The following is a 25,197-nucleotide window of genomic DNA, read 5'->3' as shown; positions in this document are numbered from 1 at the left end:
CCGGGTTTTTGTTTAGCGCATCACTGCATCCAGGGCGGAGGCGGTTCTTCGGCTTTACTCGGTGGCGCATCGTCAGCAGCACGGATCGCTTGCTTGCGCTCTTCGTCCAGCCGTGCGGCCTCGATTTCGCGCATGATCCCGCCCACGTCGGCAAGTTCTTCCGGCTCGTCGAACTCGCCGGTCAGGACACTGGCCGGGTGCAAGGTGCCAGCTTCGTACAACGCCCACATTTCCTTGGCGTACTTGGTCTTTTTCAACTCCGGCGCAAAACGTCCGAAGTAGGACGCCATGTTGCCAACATCCCGCTCCAGCATGTTGAACGCATGGTTGTTACCCGCAGCGTCCACCGCCTGAGGCAGGTCGATGATGACCGGGCCGTCCGGGGTCAACAGCACATTGAACTCGGACAGGTCACCGTGCACCAGACCGGTACACAACATCAGCACGATCTGCGAAATCAGGAACGCGTGATATTCACGGGCCTGGTCCGGCTCCAGCACCACATCGTTCAGACGCGGCGCGGCATCACCGTATTCATCGGCCACCAGTTCCATGAGCAGTACGCCTTCGAGGAAGTCATACGGCTTGGGCACCCGTACACCGGCACCGGCCAGTCGGAACAAAGCCGCCACTTCGGCGTTCTGCCAGGCATCTTCGGTTTCTTTCTTGCCGAACTTGGAGCCCTTGGCCATCGCCCGAGCCTGACGGCTGTTGCGCACCTTGCGGCCTTCCTGGTACTCGGCCGCCTGACGGAAACTGCGTTTATTCGCCTCCTTGTAGACCTTCGCGCAACGTAACTCGTTGCCGCAGCGCACCACATAAACAGCTGCTTCTTTACCACTCATGAGTGGGCGCAGCACCTCGTCGACCAGACCGTCCTCGATCAGGGGTTCAATGCGTTTTGGAGTCTTCATCAGCTTTTATTGTGGGTCCTTTATTACCAAACACGCGAAAGTCATTCGTTATACGGCAATCCACCCGTTCGGGGGAGGGGTTGCCGACCTATGAACGTCGTGAAGCACACAATGTGCCGGATTAATCGCTCATCCATCGCCGGTCGTCAATGACCGGCCGAGATCATAGCTGAGCCAGCGAACTTTGTTGGCGAAGGGATTTGAAGGCATTTGCGACAGAAGCTGACATCTTGCGCAAACCCCTGCGTAGGATTTTTCCAATATGGACTCAATTTCTCCCATCAGCAGCCGAAGTCCTCAGGACAAAGGAATTTGTCCGACAATCGTTCTGATAGAAAAACGACGACGCTTCAGGGACCGAAGTACACCAACAACGTTTTCGGCTACCAATATTCCGCGAGTCATCTGCACTGCGTGGGCCTACAAGAAAATCTGGAGCGCGGATGAACATCAAACAGAAGTTGACCTGGGCGTTTGCAATCATCGCCTGCGTGCCCGTGGTGCTGGTCGCCACCCTGGTTGTGATGAACTTGCGCAGTGATGCCAAGGACAGTTTTGTCGATGGCAGTGGCCGTGAGATTCGTCAGGTCAGCAACGCCATGCAATTGTTTTTCGACGGCATCAGCCAGAACGTCGACTACCTGGCCAAACAGCCCCTGATCAAGGACTCCGACGACAGCCTCAAGACCTACATGAGCGCCAACGCCGAGAGCATTCCCCAGGGTGAAGCAGACAAAAAAGTCTTCAGCCTCCTCCAGGACCTGGGCAACAGCCATCCGTCCTACGCCTATGCCATTCTCGGCACTGCGGCCGGCGGTTATGTGTCCTGGCCGGACGATGCGAAGTTGAACAACTACGATCCACGCCAGCGTCCGTGGTACAAAGCGGCCCAGGCCAAACCGGGCAAGCCGTTTCGCACCGAGGCCTATTACTGGGCACAGGACGACGCGACTTACGTCAGTACCGTGCGTACCATCGACAACAAGTTGGGCACTAACGGCGGCGTGGTCAGCATCGACGTGACGCTCAAGCAGCTCACCGAAATCGTCAAGCAGATCAAGCTGGGTGAAACCGGCTACCTGATGCTGCTGGAAAACACCGGCATGGTCCTGGTGGACCCGAAACAACCAGAACACAACTTCAAGCCACTGAGCAGCCTCGGCGAGGGTTACGCGCAACTGGCCAAGGCCGGCAAAGGCCTGGTGGAAGTCGAGCTGAACGGCGAACGCTACATGGCCAACGTCTGGCCGTCGGAGCAACTGGGCTGGACCTTCATCGGCCTGATCAAGCAAAACGACGTGATGAGCTCGGCCACCCAACTGACCTGGCTGATCGCAATCATCGCCGCCGTGCTGGCCGTGTTCTTCGCCATCCTCGGTGCCAGCTTCGCCAGCGTTATCGTGCGCCCGATCCGCAGCGTGGCCAGCGGTCTGGAAGGCATCGCCCAAGGCGAAGGCGACCTGACCAAAAACCTGGAAATCCGTGGCAGCGACGAAACCGCGCAACTGGCCAGTTGGTTCAACCAGTTTTTGACGGCGATTCGCAACCTGATTCAAAGCATCGGCGGCGCGGCGACGAAAATTCTCGCCACCTCCAAAAGCTCGACCCAAGTCTCCAGCGACATGGCCGAAGCCGCCGGGCGCCAGCGTGAAGCCGTGGACATGGTGTCCACGGCGTTCCACGAAATGGTCGCCACCGCGAACGAAGTCGCGCGCTCCTGCAGCCAGGCGGCGGAGTCGGCCGACAGTGGCCAGCGTCAGGCCCGTGAAGGTCAGCAGCAGATTGATGCGGCGGTGAGCAGCGTTGATCGCTTGAGCCAGGAAATCGAACAGTCGGCGCAATCGATGCAACAGCTGGAACGCGACAGCAACGATATCCAGTCGATCCTGGGGACCATTCGCTCGATCGCCGAGCAGACCAACCTGCTGGCGCTGAACGCGGCCATCGAAGCGGCACGGGCCGGCGAGCAAGGTCGCGGGTTCGCGGTCGTGGCTGACGAAGTACGGGCGCTGGCCAAACGCACGGCGGACTCCACGGCGGAAATCGACGGGCTGCTCGGCAACCTCGCCAAGCGCACCAGCCAGGTGACCCAACAGATGCACGCCAGCCTGGAAGTGTCGCAACAGTCGGTGAGCCGAATCGGCGAAGCGCGTAACAGCTTCGGGCAGATTCGCGAGTCGGTGGACGTGATCCGTGACATGAACACGCAGATTGCGACAGCCGCCGAAGAACAGCATCACGTGGCCGAAGACATCAACCGCCACATCAGCCAGATTCATGGGGATGCGCAATTGGTCGCGGAACTGGCGAACTCCGCGCGCCTGGATTCGCAGAGCCTGGCCGGGCTTTCGAATGAGCTGGACGGGTTGGTTCGACGGTTCAGAACCTGATCCCCGGCACACCATAGAACCAGTGACTTGATCATTCCCACGCTCCGCGTGGGAATGAATCCCGGGACGCTCCGCGTCCCACCCAAAGCAGACGCGGAGCGTCCGTTGAGGCATTCCCACGCAGAGCGTGGGAACGATCAATCATTGCCTGAAGAGTTCGCCGGGGGTAAACCCGAACAGGCTTTTGAAGGCGGCAATGAACGCCGAAGTCGAGTCATACCCACATGCCAGCGCGGTGTTGGTCACGCTGTCGCCCTCCTCCAGCAGTCTCAATGAAGACAGCAGTCGCATCCGCTGTCGCCAGCCGCGAAAGCTCAACCCGGTCTCGCGCTGAAACAGGCGCATCAGGGTTTTTTCCGACAGGCCCAAGCGCTCCGCCCAGGCCTGCAATGTCACGTTTTGCTCAGGGCTTTCAATCAGTTCGTTGCACAATCCCAGCAACCGTTCATGCCGGGGCAACGGCAGGGAAAACCCCACCTCGGGCAAACTCGCCAACTGATCGAGCAACACGCTCACCAGCCGCGCTTCCTGGCTGTCGCCCTGTGGATACTCCACCGCCAGCAGGCAAAAACTCTTGATCAGTTCCCGCGCCAGCGGCGTGACTTCCAGCACCCGGCAACGTCCATCCGCCCACGCACAATCCTCGCGGCGCACATACAAACTGCGCATTTCAGCGCGCATCGAGGTAACGACCTGATGCTCAAGGTCCGCCGGAATCCAGATGCCCCACTGCGGTGGCGCAAAAAAACTGCCCTCGGCGGTATGCACCCCGAGCACGCCGCTGATCGCGTAGGAAAACTGCACCCAATCGTGACGATGCGGCGGCGTCCATGAACCGGCATTCAGGCTTTCTACCCGGGCAAACAGCGGACGGGGCAGAGCCGTCAGCGTCGGTATCGTCCGTTCGAGGGAAATTTGTCCGTTAGTCGGCATCAACTAGCCTTATATCGCAAGAGGGTTGATGGAGCCGACGTTAGGCCAAGTAGCAGATCCCTACAAATCTATTTGATGCCGAGATTCCCTGTAGGAGTTCTTCAGCGCTCGATAATCGCGGTGACGCCTTGACCGCCCGCCGCACAGATCGAGATCAGGCCTCGGCCCTTACCGGCCGCGTCCAGCAACTTCGCCAGATTGGCGACGATACGCCCGCCGGTGGCTGCAAACGGATGCCCGGCCGCCAGTGAACTGCCTTTGACGTTGAGGCGACTGCGGTCGATGGAGCCCAACGGCGCATCAAGCCCCAAGCGGGTTTTGCAATATTGCGGATCTTCCCAGGCCTTCAGCGTGCAGAGCACCTGTGCGGCGAAGGCTTCGTGGATTTCGTAGTAATCGAAGTCTTGCAAGGTCAGGCCATTGCGCGCCAGCAAACGTGGCACCGCGTACACCGGCGCCATCAACAGGCCTTCGGCACCGTTGACGAAATCCACCGCCGCTGCTTCCCCATCACGCAGATAAGCAAGGATCGGCAAGCCACGCGCCCTGGCCCATTCTTCACTGCCCAACAGCACCAGCGAGGCACCGTCGGTGAGTGGCGTCGAATTGCCCGCCGTCATCGTGCCCTTGGCGCTTTTCTCGAAGGCCGGTTTGAGCTTGGCGAGTTGCTCCAGGGTCAGGTCCAGACGCAAGTTGTTGTCGCGGGTCAGGCCGAGGAACGGCGTCATCAGGTCGTTGTGCCAGCCCTCGGCGTAGGCGGCGGTCAGGTTGCGGTGGCTTTGCAGCGCCAGTTGGTCCTGTTCTTCGCGGGGGATGCTCCAGGTCTGCGCCATCAGCTCGCAGTGTTCACCCATGGACAAACCGGTGCGCGGCTCACCGTTGCGCGGAAATTCCGGAATCAAATGCCGGGGCCGCAATTGCAGGAATGTTTTCAGTTTGTCGGCGGTGGTCTTGGCGCGATTGGCTTGCAGCAGGATCCGGCGCAGGCCTTCACTGACACTGATTGGCGCATCCGAGGTGGTATCGACGCCGCCGGCAATGCCGCAATCGATCTGCCCCAGGGCGATCTTGTTCGCCACCAGCAACGCCGCTTCCAGCCCGGTGCCGCACGCTTGCTGGATGTCGTAGGCCGGCGTTTCCGGCGACAGCCGCGAACCGAGCACGCACTCGCGGGTCAGGTTCATGTCCCGCGACAGTTTGAGCACGGCCCCCGCGACCACTTCGCCCAAGCGCAGGCCGTGCAGGTTGAAGCGTTCGATCAAGCCTTCGAGCGCTGCGGTGAGCATCGCCTGGTTACTGGCAGTGGCATACGCCCCGTTGGAGCGAGCGAAAGGAATTCGGTTACCGCCGATAATCGCGACGCGGCGCAGCTGAGTCATGAAAAGCTCCTTGTGAAATATTCGAACATCAAACCTGAACCCACAGGCTCTGCATTCCCCCGCAAGTCCTGCAGAACCCAGGTTCAACTACTCTGCAATGTTCAAGCGTAGGCCTTATCTCGTGGATCGAACGACTGATTGCCAATCGTGGTCCACACTTTGAACCCCAGCCGCCGGAGCACGTTCCATGTCTGACCGTTATATCGACTTCGCCAATTCGTCCATCGGCCATCGCCTGGTCGGGGCCTTGGGTCTGCCGTCGCCGGTACGCCTGGAGCGCTGGCAGGCCGGCCGATTGCGGCCGGTCGAAGGGGCGTTGTTGATCGGCGGTGGTCCGCTGGCGGAGAAAGTCGGCGCGCTCGCCAATCGCCTGACCGACGCGATTTACAGCTACGGCACCGAGCCCTCGCTGGCCACCGCGTGGATTCCCGGTCACGGCCCGAAACTCAAAGCGGTGGTCTTCGACGCCAGTCATCTGGTGCAGACCGATCAACTCAAACAGTTGCGCGAGTTCTTCCAGCCCTTGATGAAAAACCTCGACCACAGCGCGCACCTGGTCATTCTGGGGCGCGCTCCAGAGACCTTGAGCGACCCGTTTGCCGCCAGCGCCCAGCGTGCCCTGGAAGGGTTCAGCCGTTCGCTGGCCAAGGAACTGCGCAGCGGTGGCACGTTGCAGTTGATCTATGTCGGTGAAGGCGCCGAGGAACAACTGGAAGGTCCGTTGCGGTTTTTCCTTTCGCCTAAAAGCGCGTTTGTGTCCGGGCAAGTGATTCGGTTGAAAGCCTGCGACACGCCCGTTCAGGACTGGACGCGGCCGCTGGCAGGGCGCAAGGCGTTGGTGACCGGCGCGGCGCGTGGCATCGGCGCGTCCATCGCCGAAACCCTGGCCCGTGATGGCGCCGAGGTGATTCTGCTGGACGTACCACCGGCCAAAACCGATCTCGAGGCGCTCGCCGCACGGCTTGCCGGGCGCAGCATCACCCTGGATATTTGCGCCGAAGACGCTGCCGCGCAGTTGATCGAACACTTGCCCGACGGGGTCGACATCGTGGTGCACAACGCCGGTATCACCCGGGACAAAACCCTGGCCAACATGACGCCGGAATTCTGGGACGCGGTGTTGGCCGTCAACCTCAATGCGCCGCAGGTGCTGACCAAGACCCTGCTCGACAGCGCCACCCTGCACGACAACGGTCGCGTGATTTTGCTGGCCTCCATCAGTGGCATCGCCGGCAATCGCGGGCAAACCAATTACGCTGCCAGCAAAGCCGGGCTGATCGGCCTGGCTCAAGCCTGGGCGCCGTTGCTGGGTCAACGCGGCATCAGCATCAATGCCGTGGCGCCAGGATTTATTGAAACGCAAATGACCGCGCACATTCCATTCGGCTTGCGCGAAGCCGGCCGACGCATGAGTTCACTCGGCCAGGGCGGCTTGCCGCAGGACGTCGCCGAAGCCGTGGCATGGTTGGCGCAACCGGGGACGGGTGCGTTTACCGGGCAAGCACTGCGGGTCTGTGGACAAAGTGTTTTGGGGGCCTAGTGATGATGACCCATTGGCACACGCTCAACCGTGAACCGAGCCTGCCGGCGTTGTACGTGCGAGCGGCGACGCGACGCAAGATTACCGGCACCACGTTGCCTCCCACGGGCTTGCACTGTTGGGTCGAGGTCGACCACAAACGCCTGGCGGCTTATCGCAAGGTCTGCGGGTTTGCCGACAACGGGTTGCTGCCGCCGACCTATCCGCACATCCTCGCGTTTGCCTTGCAGATGCAATTGCTCACCGCCAAGGAATTCCCGTTCCCCCTGTTGGGGTTGATTCACCTGAGCAACCGCATTCGCGTCTTGCGTCCCTTGGGCGGGGTGAGTCGTGTACGCGTCAGCGTGCAGGTGCAGAATCTGCAACCGCATGCCAAGGGTGCGACGTTCGACCTGGTGACCTCGCTGAACGATCAATTGGGGCCGCTCTGGGAAGCGCAGAGCCAGATGCTGTGCCGGGGCGTCACACTTGACGGTGATCCGATCGAAGACGTTTTGGCCCCAAGCCTGGAGATGATCGAAGTGAGCCGCTGGCAAGCGCCCGCCGACATTGGTCGCCAGTACGCCAAGGTGTCCGGCGATTACAACCCGATTCACCTGAGTGCCTTCAGCGCCAGGATGTTTGGTTTTCCCGCGGCGATCGCCCACGGGTTGTGGAACAAGGCACGTACCTTGGCGGCGCTGGCCGATCACCTGCCGACGGCGAATATCGAGATTGCCGTGCAGTTTCGCAAACCGGTACGCTTGCCCAGTGAAGTGACATTGCTGGCGAGCGTGGCGGGGAGCAGTGGTGATTTTCAGCTGGTCGGTGCCGGGGATCTTGAGCACATGGTCGGGCATTGGCGGCCGGTGGCCTGATGGTTTGGCAACGCAAAAACCGGAGTCGAAAAAAAACCGCTGATGCGTTCACGTCAGCGGTTTTTTTGACTGGCAACTCGCCAGTTAACATCAGACATCCCATGCAGTGTCAGTGGGTCAATTTGGGTGGGTAGTTGGCCAGGATGCGTACGACGGTTTCATGAATCGCATTGCTGCGATCGGTCGGGTTCGGCGAGCCGCTGAGCAGTTGCTCGTCACTGCCGCGCCACACCAGTTTGCCGTCCTTGCCGTCGAGCAGATCGATCTGGATGGTCGCCACTTTGTAGCTGACGTTGCGGGTTTCGTTGTACATCGGCGCGCCCCAGTAACCGTTCCAGGGGTTGCCATAACCGCCGCCATAATTGGTGGTCACTTGTTGCTGGCGCTCTTCGACGATCAAGTAAGTCTGCACACTCAAGTCACCCTTGGTGCCGGCAGCGGCCGGACGCAAGCCTCGCTGGTCCAGTTGATCGGCAACGGATTGGCGGATGCGTTGCTCGGTCAGATCACTCTTGATCCGCGGATCATCGGGACGGTACTGCAGAGCGGGTTCTTTCCAGCTCCAACTGCGGTAGGCGGCAAAATCACGGCTGGCGTCAAAGTCATGATTGACCTGGTTGGCGGCGCAGGCACTGAGCAGCGCGGCCATAGCCAGTACAACGAGACGGCGGAACATGATGGTTCTCCGGTTGAAGGCATAACTCTGCGAAATGCTTCTTATCTACAGAAGCTAACTAGGAGGATACGCCGACATTGCCTTTTCTACAGCCTTTCGCAGGGCATCGGCTTGCTCGCTCTGGCTGCCGTTATGGCCCGTTTCGGCGCTGGCACTCCACACCGGTTGACCGGTGCCCGCATCGAACATGTCTACCTGCACCACCAAGACTTGTTCCTGATAGGTACGGATGATCGGCACGCTGCCGTACATCCCGTAACCGTTACCGTAGTGGTTGTACCCGCCATAACCGCCGCCGTAATAACCGTAGTCGTCCTGAACCTGACGCAAGCGGGTTTCCAGGTGCAAGTTGGCGCTGACAAACAGGTCGGCTGGACGGTTATCGTGCAACGGTCGCAGGCCGCGCTGATCCAGGGCATTGCTGACCACTTCGGCCACCTGCGCCGAGTCAGCCCAAGTGGTACCCGGCGGCAGTTGACCATCGAGCCAGGCCCAGCTGCGATAACGCCCGTAGTCACGGGGTGGCGCGGGGTAGGCGCTGCGATCGAAGGTGTTGGCCGCGCCGGGTGGCGCCGGCGGGATAGGGTTGGACGATGCCACATACGGATTGCTGCCCTGACAGGCCGCCAGCCCGAGACAGATCACCAGCAACCCTGAACGACTTTTCATTTCGTGCTCCGATCAGACCGGTCGACAGATCCAGTGCAAATAGCGCCCAAGCCCGGCAAAGCTTGGGTGACGTCGATGGGCCAGTTCCATTTCGAGCAAGTCCACCAGCTCGGCGCGGGCCTGGAATTCCACAGGCATATAGTCGTGAAAAACCCGCACTCCACTCTGGGTTTCGACCTGCCACAGGCCTTCAAGTTGCGCCGCCAGTTCGCGTGGATCAAGGGGCTGTTGCGGGGTCAGGCTCTGCTTCTCGCCGGCCATGTCGTTCTTGCGCATCTTGCGAAAGTGGCCCTTGAGCAGGTTGCGGTAAATCAGCGCATCGCGGTTATAGAAGGCCAGGGACAACCAGCCACCGGGCTTGGTCAATTGATGCAGCACCGGCAGAATCGCGTGAGGCTCCGCCAGCCATTCGAGCACGGCATGGCACAGCACCAGGTCGTAGGGTTCGGTGAGCTGACCGAGCAGATCCTGCCACGGCGCCTGAATGAACGTTGCGCTCTGCCCGGCCTCGGCAAAGCGCTGGCGCGCCCCTTCGAGCATCGGCTCGGCGGGCTCGGCCAGCGTGACGTCATGGCCGCGCTCGGCCAGCCACAACGACATGTGGCCCAGACCGGCGCCGATGTCGAGTACGCGCAATGGTCGGTCCGGCAGGGTTTCGGCCAGGTCGGCCTGAAGCACCGCCAGGCGGATCGCGCCTTTGGCCCCGCCGTAGATTTTTTCGGCGAAGCGGGTCGCCAGTTGATCGAAATGACGATCGCTCATCAGCTGAACCTCTTTTCGCTGTCTGCGAGTTTGCTGCGCACGACTTCATTCATGTCCAGTCCCAACTCGCTGCACAGCAGCAATAGATAGAGCACGATATCGCCGACTTCCTGCCCGGCATGGGCGAGTTTGTCGGCCGGCAACTGACGTGACTGGTCTTCGGTCAACCACTGGAAAATCTCCACCAGCTCGGACATTTCCACACTGGCGGCCATGGCCAGGTTTTTCGGGCTGTGAAATGGCCGCCAGTCGTTGCGGTCACGGATGGCGTGCAGGCGTTCGGTCAGTTCAACAAGGTTCATCGGGCTCTCCTGAAGGCGTATAGCTTCGGGGGGATGCTGCGTGAAGGCAAGCGGCAAGCACCGCAAAACCACTATGCTTGCAGGGAACTCGCCACCGCGATCAATGGCCCAAGGCTCAATCACTTTCATCAGGACGTTAACGACATGCAGGTAGAAGGTTTTTTCGACTGGCTTGGCCAGGCGCTCGGTTCGGTCATCCGCTTTATCGTTGACGGCCTCAGTGGCTTGTTCAATCTGTTGAGCCACGCCGGCGCAAACTTTGTCGAGGGCTTGTCCCGCACGCTTGGGATGGATACGTCGATCATCAGCATCGTGGCGCTGATTGTGGGGTTGATGTTGTTGTGGTCGGCGATTCGGGCGTTTATGAATGCGTCGGTCATCATGGGGATTATCTGGTTACTGCTGGGGCTTTGGTTGTTGAGCTGGATCATTCACTAACCCCACCTGTTGCTGATCGTTCCCACGCAGAGCGAGGGAACGATCATCACCAACTGTCGCTACAATGCCGGCTTCGCCAAGGAGCCTGCATGTCCAACCTGATTACCGACTGGCGCGACCGCCCGACCCATCGTCGGGTCTGGGCGCTGGCTGCGCCGATGATCCTGTCGAATATTTCCGTACCGCTGGTGGCATTGGTCGACAGTACGGTCATCGGCCACCTGCCCCACGCTCATCAGCTGGGCGCCGTCGCGGTCGGGGCCAGCTTGTATACCTTCCTGGCCTGGGCCATGGGTTTTCTGCGTATGGGCTCAACCGGCTTCGCGGCGCAGGCCGCCGGACGCGGGGACGGTGCGGCTTTGCGGCAGATTTTGCTGCAAGGCCTGTTGTTGGCCTTGGGCCTGTCGATTGTGCTGGGTGCTGCGGGCGTTCCTTTGAGCAGCGTCGCGCTGCACTTCATGCAGCCGTCGGCAGAACTGGATCAACTGACCCGCGAATTTTTCCACACACGTTTGTTCGGCCTGCCGGCGGCACTGGCCAGTTATGCCTTGGTGGGCTGGTTCCTGGGCACCCAGAATGCCCGGGCACCGCTGGCGATTCTGCTGAGCACCAACCTGGTGAACATCGCACTGAACCTGTGGTTTGTCCTCGGTCTGGAATGGGGGGTGGTCGGTGCGGCGCGGGCCTCGGTGATTGCCGAATGGACCGGTGCGCTGATCGGCCTGCTGCTGACGCGCAAAGCCTTGCGTGCCTACCCCGGTCACATCGTTTGGGCCGCGCTGGCGCTGTGGCAGAGTTGGCGGCCATTGCTGGCGGTTAATCGCGACATTTTCATCCGTAGCCTGGCGCTGCAATCAGTGTTTTTCCTGATCACCGTGCAGGGTGCTCGCCTCGGCGATGCCACCGTTGCCGCAAACGCGCTGCTGCTTAACGGCTTGCTGCTGACGGCGCACGCACTGGACGGTTTGGCGCATGCCGTTGAAGCCCTGTGCGGGCACGCCATCGGGGCGCGTGATCGAGAGGCATTGCGGCGTTCATTGGTGGTCGCCTGCGGTTGGTCATTGCTGGCGAGCCTAGGCTTTGCCGTGCTGTTTGCATTCGCCGGGCATTTGTTTATCCAGATGCAGACCGACATTCAGAGTGTGCGCGACACCGCCTTCATCTACCTGCCCTACCTCGCCGCGCTGCCGTTGATCGCGGTGTGGAGTTACTTGCTCGACGGGCTGTTCATCGGCGCCACTCGCGCCCGGGAAATGCGCAACGGCATGCTGTTGACCGTGATCCTGCTGCTGCCCTTCGCCTGGGCCCTGCAAGGCTTGGGCAACCATGGGCTGTGGATCACCTTTTTGCTGTTCATGTTATTACGCAGCCTGACCCTGGGTACTTTTGCCTGGTACTTGCGCAAGAACGATGGCTGGTTCACCGGATGATAGGGGCCGGGGCTTCAGGGTTGATCGCCCTGCCACAGATTGCGCAGTCTATCGAGACGTTCCTGCTGAGTGATCCCCGGCAGCGGCAGTTCAGGTACAGCGCCGGGGTATTGCAAGCGTAACCATAACCATCCATCGAGCACCGGCCGCTCGCTGAAACCCAGCGCCAACCCCTCCAGCAGTTGGGACCACAGGTCGGTGTAATCGCTCCCGGTGGATTGGCTCCAGCGCCAGGCGTGCTGTTCCAGCAGGCAGGTTTGCAATGAGTCACGCTGACGTGCACTGAGGGCTTCCTCTATGCCCAGCGGCTCGACGGCAAGCCCCGGATTGAACAACTGCTGCCAGCCCTGACAGCCAATTGCCCGATCAGCCCAGGTTCCACCGAACCAGCGTAACCGGCTGATCGGACCGAGCCAGCGACTCAACTCCCGGGCATCGCACGCATCGAAAAAATAGCTGGCCGTCTGGGGGTTGTAGTAGCTCAGCAAGGCGCGGTGATGCAGGCCAACGGTGACGGTGAGCATGCGTTGCAAATGTTCGAGCAACTGCAACGGTGACGCGTCACTGGCCAGCCACAACCCGTTCCAGAGGTGGGGTTCACGCTGACAACGTTCGGTCAGTGCCGAGTGTCCCTTGAGGTCGATCAACACCGGGCCGTGCTCCCTCAACGGCTGCCATTCGCAGTGGTTGAACAGCCAGAACTGCCGGACCTGGGCAAACTGCTCCCGCAGCGCCTCTGCGGCCCCGGGCTCGCCCGGCACATCGAGCAACAGCCATTGCGGGGTGACGTCGGGAGCCTGGACGGCAATCATGCCGCACCGCTCCGGCCAAGCTGTGTCGCGGCCCGGCACGTGCAAAGGGTTTGCGTGCAATGAATAAAACTGCCCCCGCCGGGCAACAGGCACAGCAACACCAACGGTTCGCTGGACCGCAACAAACGCAACAATCCATCGGCCGACACCGCGTCATCGACCACCGCAGTGGGTTGTCGCTCGGCCGGGACCGGGGCGGCGGAAGGACCGGGGAGAAACCCGGTAATCATCGGTTGATCCGGATCGCCCTCGATAAAGCTCACCAGCACTTCCACGCCCTCAGTTAACGACTTGACGGGCGCATAGCTCAATTCAGGTGAAATCGACAACCAGCAGTGGCTGGGGGCCGCGCCTTCGCCCTGATAGAGCCAGTCAAATTGCACGGCAACGGGCCTGGACGCTTCGGGTTGCGGCTCATCGACCTCGACCACCCAGGCCCGTTGCAGGCCATGCATCCTGGGGCCAACGACCGAACTCTGCGGTATAGGAGACAACTCTGCGGCCACCGCACGGATTTGGTTGCCATACGTCAATGCAGGGGCTTGTCCCGCGTGATGCTCGACATGGGTCAGCCACCAGAGACGACTCCCGTCGGCATACGGGTGGCCGGACAGCCGGACACGCTGGCCGCTGCGCAGCGTCGCCAGGTTCGAATGACCATCGCTGGCCTGTGTTCGGTCGTGAAGCGTGAACTGATGCACACCCGAGTGTCCGGTGTCGGGCGTAAAGGCCATCGTTGCGTCACACCGAACGCGCCCCGCCCCGTCTCTAATGACCAGGCAGTGACCGCGCCTGTGATGCTCGAAGTGGTAATGCAGGCGTTCCTGCGCGCACAGCCGCTGGAAAAATTGCAGGTCTGATTCCTGATACTGCGTACAGAAATCACGCGGGGGGTAATCGCCACTCACCTCAAAACGCCGATCCGTGCCGGCAATGCCATGCTCCTTGAGCACCTGAGCGAGGATCTGTGGTACCGAACGGTTACTGAACATACGCTGGCTGAACCGCTGGGCCAGGCAGGCCAGTTTCGGCCGCAGGCGCACACGACAATGCCTGGGGGTGGCGTCATGTCCACCCTGGACCAATTCATGCAACTGCCCGTGAATCCCGTTCCCCGCAGGTCCGAAATGCAAAAAAACCGGGCGATACATCAGGCTGGCCAAGTCCAAAGCCGGATCATCGACCAACAGATCGACATTGAACTCAAAGGGCTCGCTGATCGCTTCACTGCCGGTAAAGGCCAAGACCTCAAAGGGATCTGGCAGACCCTCTACATCCAGACGAAATGGCGGCTCGTTGACTGGATCGAACATCGGCGATTCTCTACAGGAGGGGCGGCCGGGGATTCTCGCCGAGAGACATGGCCGAGTAGAGAGGCGAAGTACAACTTAGGAAATGACCTACGCGAAAAGAAGACCACATCACGTGGATAGATGTGGTTGTGAGTCATTTCGCTTAAGAAAAAAGAAGCGTCGCACCAGGTCATCTGAAATTTCCGCAGCATGCGGAACATTTTCAGACAACCCGATGAGAGCAGTGCCTTACCTTACGAAGACAGGTAAGACGAACGGGTCAGGCCCAGGCGCAGCGCGTCGAGGAACTGGGTGCGCTCGGCAGCGGTGATGCGGGCACTGGCGCACTTGTCGCGGTAGTGGGTCATCAACTCTTCCGGCGACAAGTGCACGTAACGCAACATGTCTTCGATGGTGTCATGGGTTTCGATACCGGCGTGGTACACGCTGCCATCGGCGTTCTGGTAAATGTTCACCGAGTCGGTGTCACCGAACAGGTTGTGCATGTCACCCAGGATTTCCTGGTAAGCGCCGACCAGGAAAATCCCCAGCAGGTAGTCTTCACCGTCGTTCAGCGCATGCACCGGCAGGCTGGTTTCGATGCTCTGCTCGTCGACGTATTGCTTGATCTTGCCGTCGGAGTCGCAGGTCAGGTCTTGCAGCACGGCGCGGCGCAGCGGCTCTTCGTCGAGACGGTGCAGCGGCAGGATCGGCAGGACCTGGCCGATGGCCCAAGTGTCCGGCAGGCTCTGGAACACCGAGAAGTTGCAGATGTACTTGTCGGCCAGTTTGTCGTTGAGTTCGTCGAGCACCTGACGGTGCGAACGCTGACGCGCCTTCAACGAGTTGTGCAGGCGACGGCACACGGCGAAGTAGCATTGCTCGGCCAGGGCTTTTTGCGCCAGGGTCAGCTTGCCATCGGCGTACTGGGTGGCCACGTCGCTCATGTAGTGCGTGGCGCGCCAGTAGGTTTCGGTAACCATCTCGATGTCGGTCGGACCCAGCAGATCAACCAGCCACTGCACGGTTTCCGGCAGTTCTTCCTTGTTGTCGATCTTCGGCACGTCATCGTTGTGTTTCTCGACGTCGGTCACTTGCACCACCAGCATGGCGTGGTGCGCGGTCAGGGAACGGCCGCTTTCGGAGAAAATGTTCGGGTGCGGCAGGCTCTGCGCGTCGCAGAATTCCTTGAGCATCCCGACCACGACACCGGCGTAATCGTCCATGTCGTAGTTGATCGAACTGGCGTTACGCGAGTGCGTACCGTCGTAGTCCACACCCAGGCCGCCGCCAACGTCGATGTGATCCACCGGCAGGCCAAGGTTGCGCAGTTCGCCGTAGTAACGAATCGCTTCCTTGAAACCGTGTTGGTAGTCCGCCAGGTTGGCGATCTGCGAGCCCATGTGGAAGTGCAGCAGGCGAATGCCCTGATCCAGGCCCGCCGCGCGGAAACGCTCGACCACCGACAGCAATTGCGCCGCCGACAGACCGAATTTGGATTTCTCGCCACCGGTGTCGGCCCACTTGGACGAGGCCAGGGACGACAGGCGAACGCGCAGGCCGACCTGAGGCTTGACCTTGAGCGATGCCGCTTCTTCGATCACCAGGCCGACTTCGGATTCTTTCTCGATCACGATAAAGACGTTGTGACCCAGTTTCTGGCCCATCAGCGCCAGACGAATGAACTCGCGGTCCTTGTAGCCGTTGCACACGATGGTGCCGCCCTTCGGCGCCAGCGCCAGCACGGCCAGCAACTCTGGCTTGGAGCCGGCTTCCAGACCGATGGAGACGTCCTGGGTGGCGATGATGTTTTCGATGACCGCTTCTTGCTGGTTCACCTTGATCGGGTACAGCGCGGTGTACTTGCTCTGGTATTCCAGACGCTCGATGTTCGCATCGAAGGCGCCAGTCAGCTGACGCACGCGGTCTTGCAGGATATCCGGGAAACGCACCAGCAATGGCAAGGACAAACCGCTTTGGCGCAGTTGGTCGACTTGCTCGAACAGATCAATAGGCGAACTGGTCGGACCGTTCGGACGAACTTCGACGCGACCGGCGTCATTGATCGCGAAATACCCGGCCCCCCAATGGCGAATCCCGTAAACACTGCGGCTGTCCGCAACTGTCCATTGGCTGCCATCGTCTTTGCGTGTGCGTCGTACGGACATTGAAGTCCCCTATAAAGAAGTCATAGAGCGTCGCCTGGGTTCAGGCCGGCGCAGTCTAAAGAATGAAAATGACGATTAGCCTGCATGCAAGGGCGATAGACCGCACATTCAGGTTTGAGTTTAGAAACCAGTCAGAACAGGCTCTGTGAAAACCATGTAGACGACGCCAGGCCTGGTGTCAGGACCGGATCAAGCCGAGGGTGGTTTTCACAGAGGCTGCTAGCCGCCGGACTTCTTCGCTTTGAAACCGAGTTTGATCAGTTCGCCCAAGAGTAGCTCGACATGATCGCCCTGGATTTCGATGATCCCGTCTTTCAACGCCCCGCCGGTCCCGCAACGTTTCTTCAACGTGGTGGCCAGCTCCTTGAGCGCGTCTTCGGCCAACGGCACGCCGGTGATGGTCGTCACCGTCTTGCCGCCACGGCCCTTGCTTTCGCGACGCACGCGAGCGATGCCGTCGCCGGCCGGGATAACGGTCTGTTTGCAGATGCAGGCGTCCTCCGGTTTACTGCATTCCGGGCAATGACGACCTGCGTCGGTGGAAAATACCAAGCCACCAAGGGCGGCGAAGGATGCGGCTTTTTTGGCCACCGGCAATCCTCTTGGGAGGACAAAGACTGGTCGCAGCACTTGGGAAGGCTATCGACCGCGAAGCCCCACTCAGGCAGGGGCAGCGCTACTGAAACGGTACAGACTTGTAGGAGCAGAGCTTGCTCGCGATGCACGTCAACGATAACGCGCGGCATCAGACAGCACGTGTCGCTCACTCGTCCTTCGCGAGCAAGCTCTGCTCTTACAAAAGGTCGCGCAGTGTAACGGCAAAAAGCCGACTTGCTAAGAGCCAATCGGCGCCAATTTATGCCTTGTTTGCGACGTCGCTTTGCTGAGCCTTCAAATAGCGCTTCAACGCCGCCAAAGAGTCCGGGCAATAAGGCTTTTGCTCGATTTCCAGCATCACCTGATCGATGGGGATAAAGCGCGCTTCAAGCACCTCTTCCGGCTGCAGGATCAACGGACCGTCCCACACCGCCGAAAACGCCGAACACCACAGGCGGTTACCGGTGTCCTCAAAGAAGAAGTGATCGTGGGCGGTCAGCTCCACGCCACTGACACCCAGTTCTTCTTCGAGTTCGCGGGCGGCCGACTCGGCGTAGGTTTCGCTGGCGAGCACCATGCCCCCTGCCGCCACATCCCAATACCCCGGATAAATGGCTTTGCTCAAGGTTCGGCGGTGCACGCAAAGTTCACCCGCCGAATTGAACAGCATGATGTAGGTACCGCGCCCGATCAGCCCGCGCTCGCGCAAGTCTGACCGGACCAGGGCGCCGAGCAGGTTGTCCTGCTCGTCGACCCAGGCGATCTGTTCGGCATCCGAGGCCGCGCGATGGGCGGCCTCTTTTGAACTATCGACCATGACTCAGCCCTGATTGAGCAATTGACGCAAATCGATCACGGCGGCGTTGGCCCGGGAGATGTAATTGGCCATGACCAGCGAGTGGTTGGCCAGCACGCCGAAGCCGCTGCCATTGAGGATCATCGGGCTCCAGACCGGCTCTTGCGACGCCTCCAGCTCCCGAATGATCTGGCGCACGCTGACCGTGGCGTTTTTCTTGGCCAGGACATCGGCGAAGTCGACTTCAATGGCACGCAACAAGTGGGACAGGGCCCAGGCTTGACCGCGAGCTTCGTAGAACACGTTGTCGATCTGCATCCACGGGGTCTCGACGATTTCTTCGTCAACCTGTGGCACTTGCCCTGGCGCGAGGACTTCGGTCTTCAGCGAAGTGTTGAGTTTGACCCGACCGACACTGGCCGACAGGCGTTGCGACAGCGAACCCAGGCGAGTGCCGACGTCACCCAGCCAGTTGTTCAGGTTGTCGGCGCGGGCATAGAACAGCGCGCTTTTCTGGTTCGGATCAGACAAGCGCGCCTGATAACGGCTCAGGGAATTGATGCCTTCCTGGTACTCGGACTCACTGGAAGGCAGCACCCAGCTCTTGTTGTCAAAGTTGAAGCGCGGCTCGGCCTTGGCCAGATCGGCGTCTTCGGCGGACTGCGACTGGGAGCGGGCGAAGTCTTTACGCAGCGCACGGCTCAGGTCGCGGACCTGGACCAGCACGCCGTATTCCCAGCTCGGCATGTTGTCCATCCACAGGCCCGGCGGAAAACGGTCATTGGAAATATAGCCACCCGGTTTTGTCAGCAACGTACCGGCGACGGTCTTTAGGGTTTCCACCGTGGTGTAGCCGACCACCATCTGCTTGCCTTCTTTCTCGGCGGCAACCTGGGCCGTTTGCTGAACCGGGAACAGTGCAGGCTCCTCGCTCCAATACCAACCCAGCGCAATGGTAACCAGCAGGTAAAGACCGACCAGCGTGGCCAGCGCCCGGCTGAACAGCAGGCCGCCGAAATAACTGCGGGTGGCCGACTTCGGTTCAGCGGCACGTTCAGGCGCGCTGCCCGCGCGGTTCTTCCAGTCCAGCATGGCGATATCCTTTCAATCACTTGAGTTCATCGGTTCGACCACAACCCTACGCCATCGTGCCTCGTTTTGCCGCGTATTAATCGGCGCGCTGCGGTGAGCCAGGATTGCATCGTCGAGGCGCCACTATAAAGGAAGCACATACCTTGTAGCAGCTGGCGAAGCCTGCGTTCGGCTGCGCAGCAGTCGTAAACCTTGAGTGCGAGGTCTTTCTGAAACACCACATCGGCTGATTTCACGACTGCTGCGCAGCCGAACGCAGGCTCCGCCAGCTGCTACATGCGCCGATCCGACTGACCGGTCACAAACTGAATGACGTCGCAATACAGATTATTGATGTACGACACTCATCCAATTGAAAAGAGGTGCTAGCATAGAGCCACCAGTCGATCTCAGCATTTACCCTAACTAGTAGTCAGGTTATGACCGAGCCAGAAGACCCCAGCCATGAGCGCCTCAAGCACCACTTTGCCCAGCGGGTAATTCATCAGGCACGTCAAATTCTTGAGATCTGGCAGCGCCTGCAACGCAGCGAGTGGTCCATTACCGACCTGTCGGAACTGAGCGAAGCCAACCTTCGCCTGCTGCGCTTTGCCGAGCGCTTCGAACAACCGGAACACACTCAACTGGCGCGCCATATCGGCCAGTCGCTGGAAGCTGTCGACGCCAATCGCGGACGCCTGAGCAGCGGTCTGATCACTGACCTCAATCGCTTGATGCAGCGTCTGTCGCGCACCGGCCTGCGCCATGGCGATCAGTTCGAACAAACCTTCCTGCCGCCCTTGCGCAAGCCCATCTACGTGATGCTGCAGGATCACGACCGCGCCGAGCGCCTGGCCAAGCAACTGGAATTTTTCGGACTCAGCGCCCAGTCCCTGGACAGCGTTGCAGCGTTTCGCTCCTCGATGGTCGAGCGTTTGCCGGCGGCGATCGTCATGGACGTGGACTTCAGCGGCCCCGGCATTGGCCTGAAACTGGCGGCCGAAGCCCAGGAAGGTCTCGATCATCGGCTGCCGCTGTTGTTCTTCAGCCTGCACGAAACCGACACCCCGACCCGCCTCGCCGCCGTGCGCGCCGGTGGCCAGGAGTTTCTCACCGGCACGCTGGAGGCTTCGAGCCTGCTGGAGAAAATCGAAGTCCTGACCTGCGTCGCTCAGTACGAGCCTTACAAAGTGCTGATCATCGACGATTCGCGCGCCCAGGCCCTGCACACCGAACGCCTGTTGAACAGCGCCGGGATCGTCACACGCACACTGATTGATCCGATTCAGGCCATGGCCGAACTGTCGGACTTCCAGCCTGACCTGATCATCCTCGACATGTACATGCCGACCTGCACCGGTACCGAGTTGGCCAAGGTGATCCGACACAACGACCGTTACGTCAGCGTCCCGATCATTTACCTGTCGGCAGAAGACGATCTGGACAAGCAGCTCGATGCCATGAGCGAAGGCGGCGATGACTTCCTGACCAAACCGATCAAGCCGCGCCACCTGATCACCACTGTACGCAACCGCGCAGCACGGGCGCGCAATCTGAAAGCCCGAATGGTCCGCGACAGCCTGACCGGCTTGTACAACCACACGCACATTTTGCAATTGCTCGAAGACTGCAGCTTCCGCTCTCGCCGCGAGAGCAAGCCGTTGAGCTTTGCGATGCTCGACATCGACCACTTCAAGCGAGTCAACGACAGCCACGGCCACCCCATGGGCGACCGGGTGATCAAAAGCCTGGCGCTGTTCCTCAAGCAACGGTTGCGCAAGACTGATTTCATCGGCCGTTACGGCGGTGAAGAGTTTGCGATCGTCATGCCGGACACCGATCTCGAATCCGCTTACACAGTGTTGGATGAAATTCGTCAGCGCTTTGCCGAAATCCACTACCCGGCCCAACCACAGGATCTGTGGTGCACGTTCAGCGCGGGCGTGGTGGAGCTGTGCGAACACTCCGACAGCCTGATGATGGCCAGCCAGGCAGACGAGGCGCTGTACCGCGCCAAGGACGCCGGACGTAACCGTGTCCAGGCGGCGCGAACGTCACAGCAAAGTGCCACTTTTTCATCGGAATCTACCGATTCGGTCATAACCCTGTAACACAAACGCAATAAATTCAGGTGCTTACCATTCTGCCGCTGGTAGACCTGCTATGCGCCTGAAGTTGCTGACCAATCTCAACACCCTCCTTTTAGTCGCCGTGTGCGTGGCCCTTGGCGCCACACTGTGGTGGTCGCAAAAGGCCCTGGAGCGTCCCTATCTTTTGATGGAGCGTTACCTCGGCCTGTCCCAGCAATTTCAGAATGAAGTTGCGCGCAACATCGAGGACTACCTTGGCAGTGGCGATGCCCTGCGCCTTAGTAGCGCCAGCCAGGCCATTGATGCCTTGCAAAAGGAGCTCGGTGAACTGCCCCCGGCGCTGGCCGACACCTTGCGCCCGAGCTTGTCGGGCCTGGATGAATTCAGCAAAACCGACCTGTTGGCCGCCGGCAAACTCGCGGGTGACCCGCAAGCATTGTTGCTGCAAGCCGAGCGCGAACTGGGCGCCAGCCTCGACCAGCTCAGCCAATACGCCAGCGCTGACCCGGCCTACCTGACGCCGCTGCTCGCCGCCGCTCAACACTTGGGCAAACTGTCTCTGGCCCGGGACAAACTGGTCAGCAGTGGCCGCAGCGAACTGGCTGCGGACGTCGAGCGCGAAGTGGCCAACATCCGTACACAAGCGGAGCTGCTGGGCACCCTGCCGCTGCTCGGCGTCACCGCCAAAAGCGAATCGAACACCGATGATTTCGCGTCGATGATGGGCCTGGAGAACAACGAAAAAACCGCCGCCGAAGATGCCGGTGTCGGCCTCAAGCGTGAACTCAACAGCTTGCTGACGCGCTACCCGGCCGAGCTGGCGCGCACGCGCGACCAGATTCAGAAACGTACTGACCTCAGTGCCGCCACTCACTTGAAAATCGCCGCCGTGCAGCAAGCCATTGCCGGGCTCGAACCGGTGGTCCGCGCCCAGCACGGGCAGATCCAGAGCGAAGTGAGGTTGATGCAGGGAGTGATGATCGGACTCATCCTGTTGATCGCCTTGCTCATCGACACCCTGCAACGACGCCTGGCCCGAACCCTGACGAACCTGGCGCCGGCGCTGTCCACCTGGGCAGAAGGCGACTTCAGCCGCGACATCGAACTGGGCAATACCAATCGCGAACTGCATGACATTCAAGCGTCGCTCAATCGCTTGCGCGCCTACCTGGTGGACCTGGTCGGGACCATTCGCCTCAACGCCGAGCAGGTCGCTGGCAGCAGCCGAACCCTGGCCGATTTGAGTAGCGACCTGCACAGCGGCGCCGAGCATCAGGCCGGCGACACGGCGCTGATCCGCGATTCCCTCGGCGAACTGGAGGCGACCATTCAACAAGTCGCCGGCGATGCCAGCCAAGCGGCCGACGCCAGTCGCAATGCCGGCCTGGCGGTCGAGCATGGGCAGAAAGTCATCGGGCTTAGCCTGACGGGCCTGCACGCACTGGTGGGTGAAGTGCAGGGCAACGCGCAAATGATCGAGCACCTGGCGGAAGAGTCGGCGACCATCGGCGGTGTGTTGACGGTGATCCGCTCGATTGCCGACCAGACCAACCTGCTGGCCCTGAACGCCGCCATCGAAGCGGCCCGCGCCGGAGAATTGGGTCGCGGGTTTGCGGTAGTGGCTGAAGAGGTTCGCTCGCTGGCGCAACGCACCGCCGGGGCCACAGCCGAAATTCAAACGCTGATTGCCGGCCTGCAAACCGCCGCGCGCCAATCGGTGGAAGGCATGCGCGCCCAGGTCGAACACGCCGAAGCCACGGCCAATCAGGCGCAAGCGGCCGACGGCGCACTGGATAAAATCGTCGGGGCCATCCAGACCATTGCCGACACCGCCGTGCGCATCGCCGATGTCACCGCTCAGCAGAGCGGCGCCGTCAGCGAGATTCGCAACCACAGCGAGCGAATTCACCAATTGGGCGGGGATAATTTGCTGCGCATTGGTGAAGGGCGCGAGCAAGGGGAGAACTTGCTGGTGCTGGGTGGGCAATTGCGTACCGCCGTTCAGGCCTTTCGCGTCTGAAGACTTCTCCTTCCTGCTGATCATTCCCACGCTCTGCGTGGGAATGCCTCAACGGACGCTCTGCGTCCGCTTTTGGGACGCGGAGCGTCCCGGGCTGCATTCCCACGCGGAGCGTGGGAACGATCAACAGAACTCCCCGCCCTGCACGCTGGCTCGCCGTCCGCTATCATGCCCCCAATTCCGATACGCGAGATTGTCATGCGCCGCTTGCTCTGCCTGCTGCTTTTAGTGCTCGCCCTGCCGGCCACCGCCGCCGGGTTGCTGGACACAAGGCCCAGTTCCACCCTGGGCTCGATCAACAACAGCACCGACTTCCTGCCGGTGCGCGAAGCCTTTCAGCTGAGCCTGGTAGACAGCACAGCGCAATCGATCAAGCTGCGACTCGTCGCCACCGAGGGGTATTACCTCTATCGCCATCGTTTCCAGTTTCACGCTGATCCAGCCGAGATAAGCCTGGGCGCTGCACAACTGCCCAAGGGCGAGCAGAAGCACGACGAGTTCTTCGGCGATGTCGAGGTCTATCACGGAATTATCGAGGTCGAGCTGCCGCGCACCGATCCGCGCGCTTTCACCCTGGCCGTGACTTATCAGGGGTGCGCCGATAAAGGCCTGTGCTATCCGCCAGAAACCGAGCGATTGAGCATTGATGGCATTGGCACGCAGGCAACGGTGCAAGACTGGAGCTGGCGCGAACTCGCCCTGTTCTTCCTCGCAGGCCTGGGCTTGACCTTCACGCCGTGCGTGCTGCCGATGTTGCCGATCCTTTCCGGCGTGGTGTTGCGCGATCAGGTCGGCGGACTGCGGGGTTTCAATCTGTCGCTGGCCTATGTGCTGCCAATGGCCGTCTGCTTTGCCCTGCTCGGCGCCTTGATGGGCATGTTCGGTGCGCAGCTCAATCTCCAGGCACGACTGCAATCAGCCTGGGTGCTGGTGCCGTTCGCCATGTTTTTTGCCGTATTTGCACTGGCGATGTTCGGCATCTTCGAACTGAAACTCCCGCAGTTCATCAACAATCACCTGCATCGCATTGCCGGCCGCACTCAAGGCGGTTCGCTGTGGGGCGCGGCAGTTCTCGGGACGGTATCGAGCCTGATCGTTTCGCCTTGCGTGTCCGCACCATTGGCCGGCGCCTTGCTGTACATCAGCGCCAGCGGCGATGCACTGGGGGGCGCACTGAAACTGTTTGTACTCGGCCTGGGCATGGGCGTGCCGCTGATACTGGTGGCGACCGGTGGCGCCGCCCTGCTGCCGAAAAGCGGCCCGTGGATGGTCATGGTCAAAAACATCATCGGTGTCCTGCTGCTGGGTACTGCCATTGGCCTGCTGAGCCGCGTGATCCCCGGGCCGATGACGCTGGTCCTGGTGGGCTTGCTGTGGGCCGGGGTCGGCTTGTTTCTTGGCGCGCTGGAGTTCGTCTACAAACCCCCTCGAAAACGCCTGGCACAACTGCTCGGCCTGTTTCTGCTGTTTTACGCCATGGCCTGCTGGTACGGCGCCTTCAGCGGCCAGGGCGACCTGTTGAACCCCCTCGCTCGAACGCCCGTCGCGGCCAGTAGCAGCCAACCGCAGCTCACCGATGGCTGGCAAACAATCAGTACGCCCGCAGAACTGGATCGCACGCTCGCCGACGCCAAATCCTCCGGCACTCCCCTGCTGCTCGACTGGTATGCCGACTGGTGCATCAGCTGCAAAGTCATCGAACGCGAAGTCCTCAACGACCCCAACGTCGTTGAACGCCTGAAAGGTTATCGACTGATCCGCTTCGACATCACCGCCAGCAATGCCGAACAACGCGCCCTGCTCGACCGCTACACACTGTTCGGCCCTCCGGCCCTGATGTTTTTTGGCAAGGACGGCGTTGAACGCACCTCCATTCGAGTGATCGGAGAGATCAACGCCAAAGACTTCGCCGAACGTGCCGCGAAAGCAAATGACCAGATTTAATTACTTGGTCACATATTTCGCGCAAACATCGGCTATCGTGCTGGCTATTGCATAGAACTGGACAGTCACAAAGGCTTTGCGGCATAGTCGCCGGGTTCTGACAACTGCACACAGATA

At 60.6% G+C, this 25,197-nt stretch carries 21 protein-coding genes and 1 pseudogene; 9 read left to right on the top strand and 13 right to left on the bottom strand.

Annotated features, from left to right (window positions below; translation table 11 throughout):
• Positions 1-20: 20 nt before the first annotated feature.
• Positions 21-914 carry a PA4780 family RIO1-like protein kinase gene (locus tag C7534_RS08420; protein WP_046032972.1) on the bottom strand — a complete coding sequence of 298 codons (894 nt, stop codon included), beginning with the start codon at positions 912-914 and terminating at the stop codon, positions 21-23.
• A 443-nt stretch (positions 915-1,357) separates the two neighbouring features.
• Between C7534_RS08420 and C7534_RS33270 the strand changes: the two are divergent.
• Positions 1,358-2,446: pseudogene (locus tag C7534_RS33270) on the top strand (cache domain-containing protein); the annotation flags it as partial.
• Between the two features lie 90 nt (positions 2,447-2,536).
• The gene (locus C7534_RS33265) at positions 2,537-3,304 is read left to right on the top strand and encodes a methyl-accepting chemotaxis protein (protein WP_371916749.1); all 768 of its coding nucleotides are present in this window, start codon (positions 2,537-2,539) and stop codon (positions 3,302-3,304) included.
• Positions 3,305-3,445: 141 nt separating this feature from the next.
• Here C7534_RS33265 and C7534_RS08410 read toward each other — a convergent pair whose 3' ends face one another.
• Positions 3,446-4,237 carry an AraC family transcriptional regulator gene (locus C7534_RS08410; protein WP_109785508.1) on the bottom strand — a complete coding sequence of 264 codons (792 nt, stop codon included), beginning with the start codon at positions 4,235-4,237 and terminating at the stop codon, positions 3,446-3,448.
• Between the two features lie 101 nt (positions 4,238-4,338).
• The gene (locus C7534_RS08405; protein ID WP_109785507.1) at positions 4,339-5,616 is read right to left on the bottom strand and encodes an acetyl-CoA C-acetyltransferase; all 1,278 of its coding nucleotides are present in this window, start codon (positions 5,614-5,616) and stop codon (positions 4,339-4,341) included.
• Between the two features lie 187 nt (positions 5,617-5,803).
• On the opposite strand from C7534_RS08405, the gene C7534_RS08400 reads away from it, so the two are divergent.
• Positions 5,804-7,156 carry a 3-oxoacyl-ACP reductase gene (locus tag C7534_RS08400; protein WP_109785506.1) on the top strand — a complete coding sequence of 451 codons (1,353 nt, stop codon included), beginning with the start codon at positions 5,804-5,806 and terminating at the stop codon, positions 7,154-7,156.
• A gap of 2 nt (positions 7,157-7,158) precedes the next feature.
• Complete coding sequence (locus tag C7534_RS08395; RefSeq protein WP_109785505.1) at positions 7,159-8,013, top strand: MaoC family dehydratase; 855 nt, start codon at positions 7,159-7,161, stop codon at positions 8,011-8,013.
• Between the two features lie 109 nt (positions 8,014-8,122).
• Here the strand turns inward: C7534_RS08395 and C7534_RS08390 are convergent, their stop codons facing one another.
• From C7534_RS08390 to C7534_RS08375, 4 genes are read right to left on the bottom strand one after another with little or no spacing between them, the layout of a single operon-like run.
• On the bottom strand, positions 8,123-8,689 hold the full coding sequence (locus tag C7534_RS08390; protein ID WP_046032978.1) for a DUF4136 domain-containing protein: 567 nt from the start codon (positions 8,687-8,689) through the stop codon (positions 8,123-8,125).
• A gap of 54 nt (positions 8,690-8,743) precedes the next feature.
• The gene (locus C7534_RS08385) at positions 8,744-9,358 is read right to left on the bottom strand and encodes a DUF4136 domain-containing protein (RefSeq protein WP_046032979.1); all 615 of its coding nucleotides are present in this window, start codon (positions 9,356-9,358) and stop codon (positions 8,744-8,746) included.
• 12 nt (positions 9,359-9,370) lie between these two features.
• Positions 9,371-10,120 carry a methyltransferase domain-containing protein gene (locus C7534_RS08380; protein ID WP_046032980.1) on the bottom strand — a complete coding sequence of 250 codons (750 nt, stop codon included), beginning with the start codon at positions 10,118-10,120 and terminating at the stop codon, positions 9,371-9,373.
• On the bottom strand, positions 10,120-10,422 hold the full coding sequence (locus C7534_RS08375) for a MazG-like family protein (protein ID WP_046032981.1): 303 nt from the start codon (positions 10,420-10,422) through the stop codon (positions 10,120-10,122). The genes C7534_RS08380 and C7534_RS08375 overlap by 1 nt, the downstream gene beginning before the upstream one ends.
• Positions 10,423-10,566: 144 nt before the next feature.
• Here C7534_RS08375 and C7534_RS08370 point away from each other — a divergent pair, with 144 nt between their 5' ends.
• The gene (locus tag C7534_RS08370; protein WP_077432444.1) at positions 10,567-10,860 is read left to right on the top strand and encodes a hypothetical protein; all 294 of its coding nucleotides are present in this window, start codon (positions 10,567-10,569) and stop codon (positions 10,858-10,860) included.
• 89 nt (positions 10,861-10,949) lie between these two features.
• Positions 10,950-12,290 carry an MATE family efflux transporter gene (locus C7534_RS08365; protein ID WP_109785504.1) on the top strand — a complete coding sequence of 447 codons (1,341 nt, stop codon included), beginning with the start codon at positions 10,950-10,952 and terminating at the stop codon, positions 12,288-12,290.
• Positions 12,291-12,304: 14 nt separating this feature from the next.
• On the opposite strand, the gene C7534_RS08360 is transcribed toward C7534_RS08365, so the two are convergent.
• From C7534_RS08360 to C7534_RS08335, 6 genes are all read right to left on the bottom strand, one after another.
• Positions 12,305-13,102: a DUF4123 domain-containing protein gene (locus tag C7534_RS08360; protein ID WP_109785503.1), complete on the bottom strand. Its 798-nt coding sequence runs from the start codon at positions 13,100-13,102 to the stop codon at positions 12,305-12,307.
• On the bottom strand, positions 13,099-14,415 hold the full coding sequence (locus tag C7534_RS08355; protein ID WP_109785502.1) for a type VI secretion system Vgr family protein: 1,317 nt from the start codon (positions 14,413-14,415) through the stop codon (positions 13,099-13,101). The genes C7534_RS08360 and C7534_RS08355 overlap by 4 nt, the downstream gene beginning before the upstream one ends.
• A gap of 233 nt (positions 14,416-14,648) precedes the next feature.
• The gene (speA, locus tag C7534_RS08350; RefSeq protein ID WP_077432419.1) at positions 14,649-16,562 is read right to left on the bottom strand and encodes an arginine decarboxylase; all 1,914 of its coding nucleotides are present in this window, start codon (positions 16,560-16,562) and stop codon (positions 14,649-14,651) included.
• A gap of 219 nt (positions 16,563-16,781) precedes the next feature.
• A complete protein-coding gene (locus tag C7534_RS08345; RefSeq protein ID WP_109785501.1) occupies positions 16,782-17,153 on the bottom strand; it encodes a translation initiation factor Sui1 in 372 nt (123 codons plus the stop codon).
• Positions 17,154-17,418: 265 nt separating this feature from the next.
• The gene (locus C7534_RS08340) at positions 17,419-17,976 is read right to left on the bottom strand and encodes an NUDIX hydrolase (protein WP_077432418.1); all 558 of its coding nucleotides are present in this window, start codon (positions 17,974-17,976) and stop codon (positions 17,419-17,421) included.
• Positions 17,977-17,979: 3 nt separating this feature from the next.
• The gene (locus tag C7534_RS08335) at positions 17,980-19,047 is read right to left on the bottom strand and encodes a DUF2333 family protein (protein WP_077432417.1); all 1,068 of its coding nucleotides are present in this window, start codon (positions 19,045-19,047) and stop codon (positions 17,980-17,982) included.
• Between the two features lie 419 nt (positions 19,048-19,466).
• Between C7534_RS08335 and C7534_RS08330 the strand changes: the two genes are divergently transcribed.
• The 3 genes from C7534_RS08330 to C7534_RS08315 all read left to right on the top strand — a co-directional run bounded on the left by C7534_RS08330 (position 19,467) and on the right by C7534_RS08315 (position 25,080).
• Positions 19,467-21,137: a response regulator gene (locus tag C7534_RS08330; protein WP_109785500.1), complete on the top strand. Its 1,671-nt coding sequence runs from the start codon at positions 19,467-19,469 to the stop codon at positions 21,135-21,137.
• A 52-nt stretch (positions 21,138-21,189) separates the two neighbouring features.
• Positions 21,190-23,136 carry a methyl-accepting chemotaxis protein gene (locus C7534_RS08325; RefSeq protein WP_109785499.1) on the top strand — a complete coding sequence of 649 codons (1,947 nt, stop codon included), beginning with the start codon at positions 21,190-21,192 and terminating at the stop codon, positions 23,134-23,136.
• A gap of 198 nt (positions 23,137-23,334) precedes the next feature.
• A complete protein-coding gene (locus C7534_RS08315; protein WP_109785497.1) occupies positions 23,335-25,080 on the top strand; it encodes a protein-disulfide reductase DsbD in 1,746 nt (581 codons plus the stop codon).
• The last annotated feature ends 117 nt before the right edge of the window (positions 25,081-25,197 follow it).

It is taken from the genome of Pseudomonas sp. OV226, from assembly GCF_003148705.1.
Classification (GTDB): Bacteria; Pseudomonadota; Gammaproteobacteria; order Pseudomonadales; family Pseudomonadaceae; genus Aquipseudomonas.
The sequence above is the reverse complement of the archived record's forward strand: the minus strand, read 5'-3'. Positions and strand labels throughout refer to the sequence as shown.

Excerpts from the sequence above, each read along its gene's own strand:
- C7534_RS08385 (WP_046032979.1), bottom strand. The coding sequence starts at position 9,358 with ATGAAAAGTCGTTCAGGGTTGCTGGTGATCTGTCTCGGGCTGGCGGCC.
- C7534_RS08365 (WP_109785504.1), top strand. The coding sequence starts at position 10,950 with ATGTCCAACCTGATTACCGACTGGCGCGACCGCCCGACCCATCGTCGG.
- C7534_RS08330 (WP_109785500.1), top strand. The coding sequence starts at position 19,467 with ATGACCGAGCCAGAAGACCCCAGCCATGAGCGCCTCAAGCACCACTTT.
- C7534_RS08410 (WP_109785508.1), bottom strand. The coding sequence starts at position 4,237 with ATGCCGACTAACGGACAAATTTCCCTCGAACGGACGATACCGACGCTG.
- C7534_RS08395 (WP_109785505.1), top strand. The coding sequence starts at position 7,159 with ATGATGACCCATTGGCACACGCTCAACCGTGAACCGAGCCTGCCGGCG.
- C7534_RS08325 (WP_109785499.1), top strand. The coding sequence starts at position 21,190 with ATGCGCCTGAAGTTGCTGACCAATCTCAACACCCTCCTTTTAGTCGCC.
- C7534_RS08370 (WP_077432444.1), top strand. The coding sequence starts at position 10,567 with ATGCAGGTAGAAGGTTTTTTCGACTGGCTTGGCCAGGCGCTCGGTTCG.
- C7534_RS08380 (WP_046032980.1), bottom strand. The coding sequence starts at position 10,120 with ATGAGCGATCGTCATTTCGATCAACTGGCGACCCGCTTCGCCGAAAAA.
- C7534_RS08315 (WP_109785497.1), top strand. The coding sequence starts at position 23,335 with ATGCGCCGCTTGCTCTGCCTGCTGCTTTTAGTGCTCGCCCTGCCGGCC.
- C7534_RS08355 (WP_109785502.1), bottom strand. The coding sequence starts at position 14,415 with ATGTTCGATCCAGTCAACGAGCCGCCATTTCGTCTGGATGTAGAGGGT.
- C7534_RS08375 (WP_046032981.1), bottom strand. The coding sequence starts at position 10,422 with ATGAACCTTGTTGAACTGACCGAACGCCTGCACGCCATCCGTGACCGC.
- C7534_RS08405 (WP_109785507.1), bottom strand. The coding sequence starts at position 5,616 with ATGACTCAGCTGCGCCGCGTCGCGATTATCGGCGGTAACCGAATTCCT.
- C7534_RS08400 (WP_109785506.1), top strand. The coding sequence starts at position 5,804 with ATGTCTGACCGTTATATCGACTTCGCCAATTCGTCCATCGGCCATCGC.
- C7534_RS08340 (WP_077432418.1), bottom strand. The coding sequence starts at position 17,976 with ATGGTCGATAGTTCAAAAGAGGCCGCCCATCGCGCGGCCTCGGATGCC.
- C7534_RS08335 (WP_077432417.1), bottom strand. The coding sequence starts at position 19,047 with ATGCTGGACTGGAAGAACCGCGCGGGCAGCGCGCCTGAACGTGCCGCT.
- C7534_RS08390 (WP_046032978.1), bottom strand. The coding sequence starts at position 8,689 with ATGTTCCGCCGTCTCGTTGTACTGGCTATGGCCGCGCTGCTCAGTGCC.
- C7534_RS08420 (WP_046032972.1), bottom strand. The coding sequence starts at position 914 with ATGAAGACTCCAAAACGCATTGAACCCCTGATCGAGGACGGTCTGGTC.
- speA (WP_077432419.1), bottom strand. The coding sequence starts at position 16,562 with ATGTCCGTACGACGCACACGCAAAGACGATGGCAGCCAATGGACAGTT.
- C7534_RS33265 (WP_371916749.1), top strand. The coding sequence starts at position 2,537 with ATGGCCGAAGCCGCCGGGCGCCAGCGTGAAGCCGTGGACATGGTGTCC.
- C7534_RS08360 (WP_109785503.1), bottom strand. The coding sequence starts at position 13,102 with ATGATTGCCGTCCAGGCTCCCGACGTCACCCCGCAATGGCTGTTGCTC.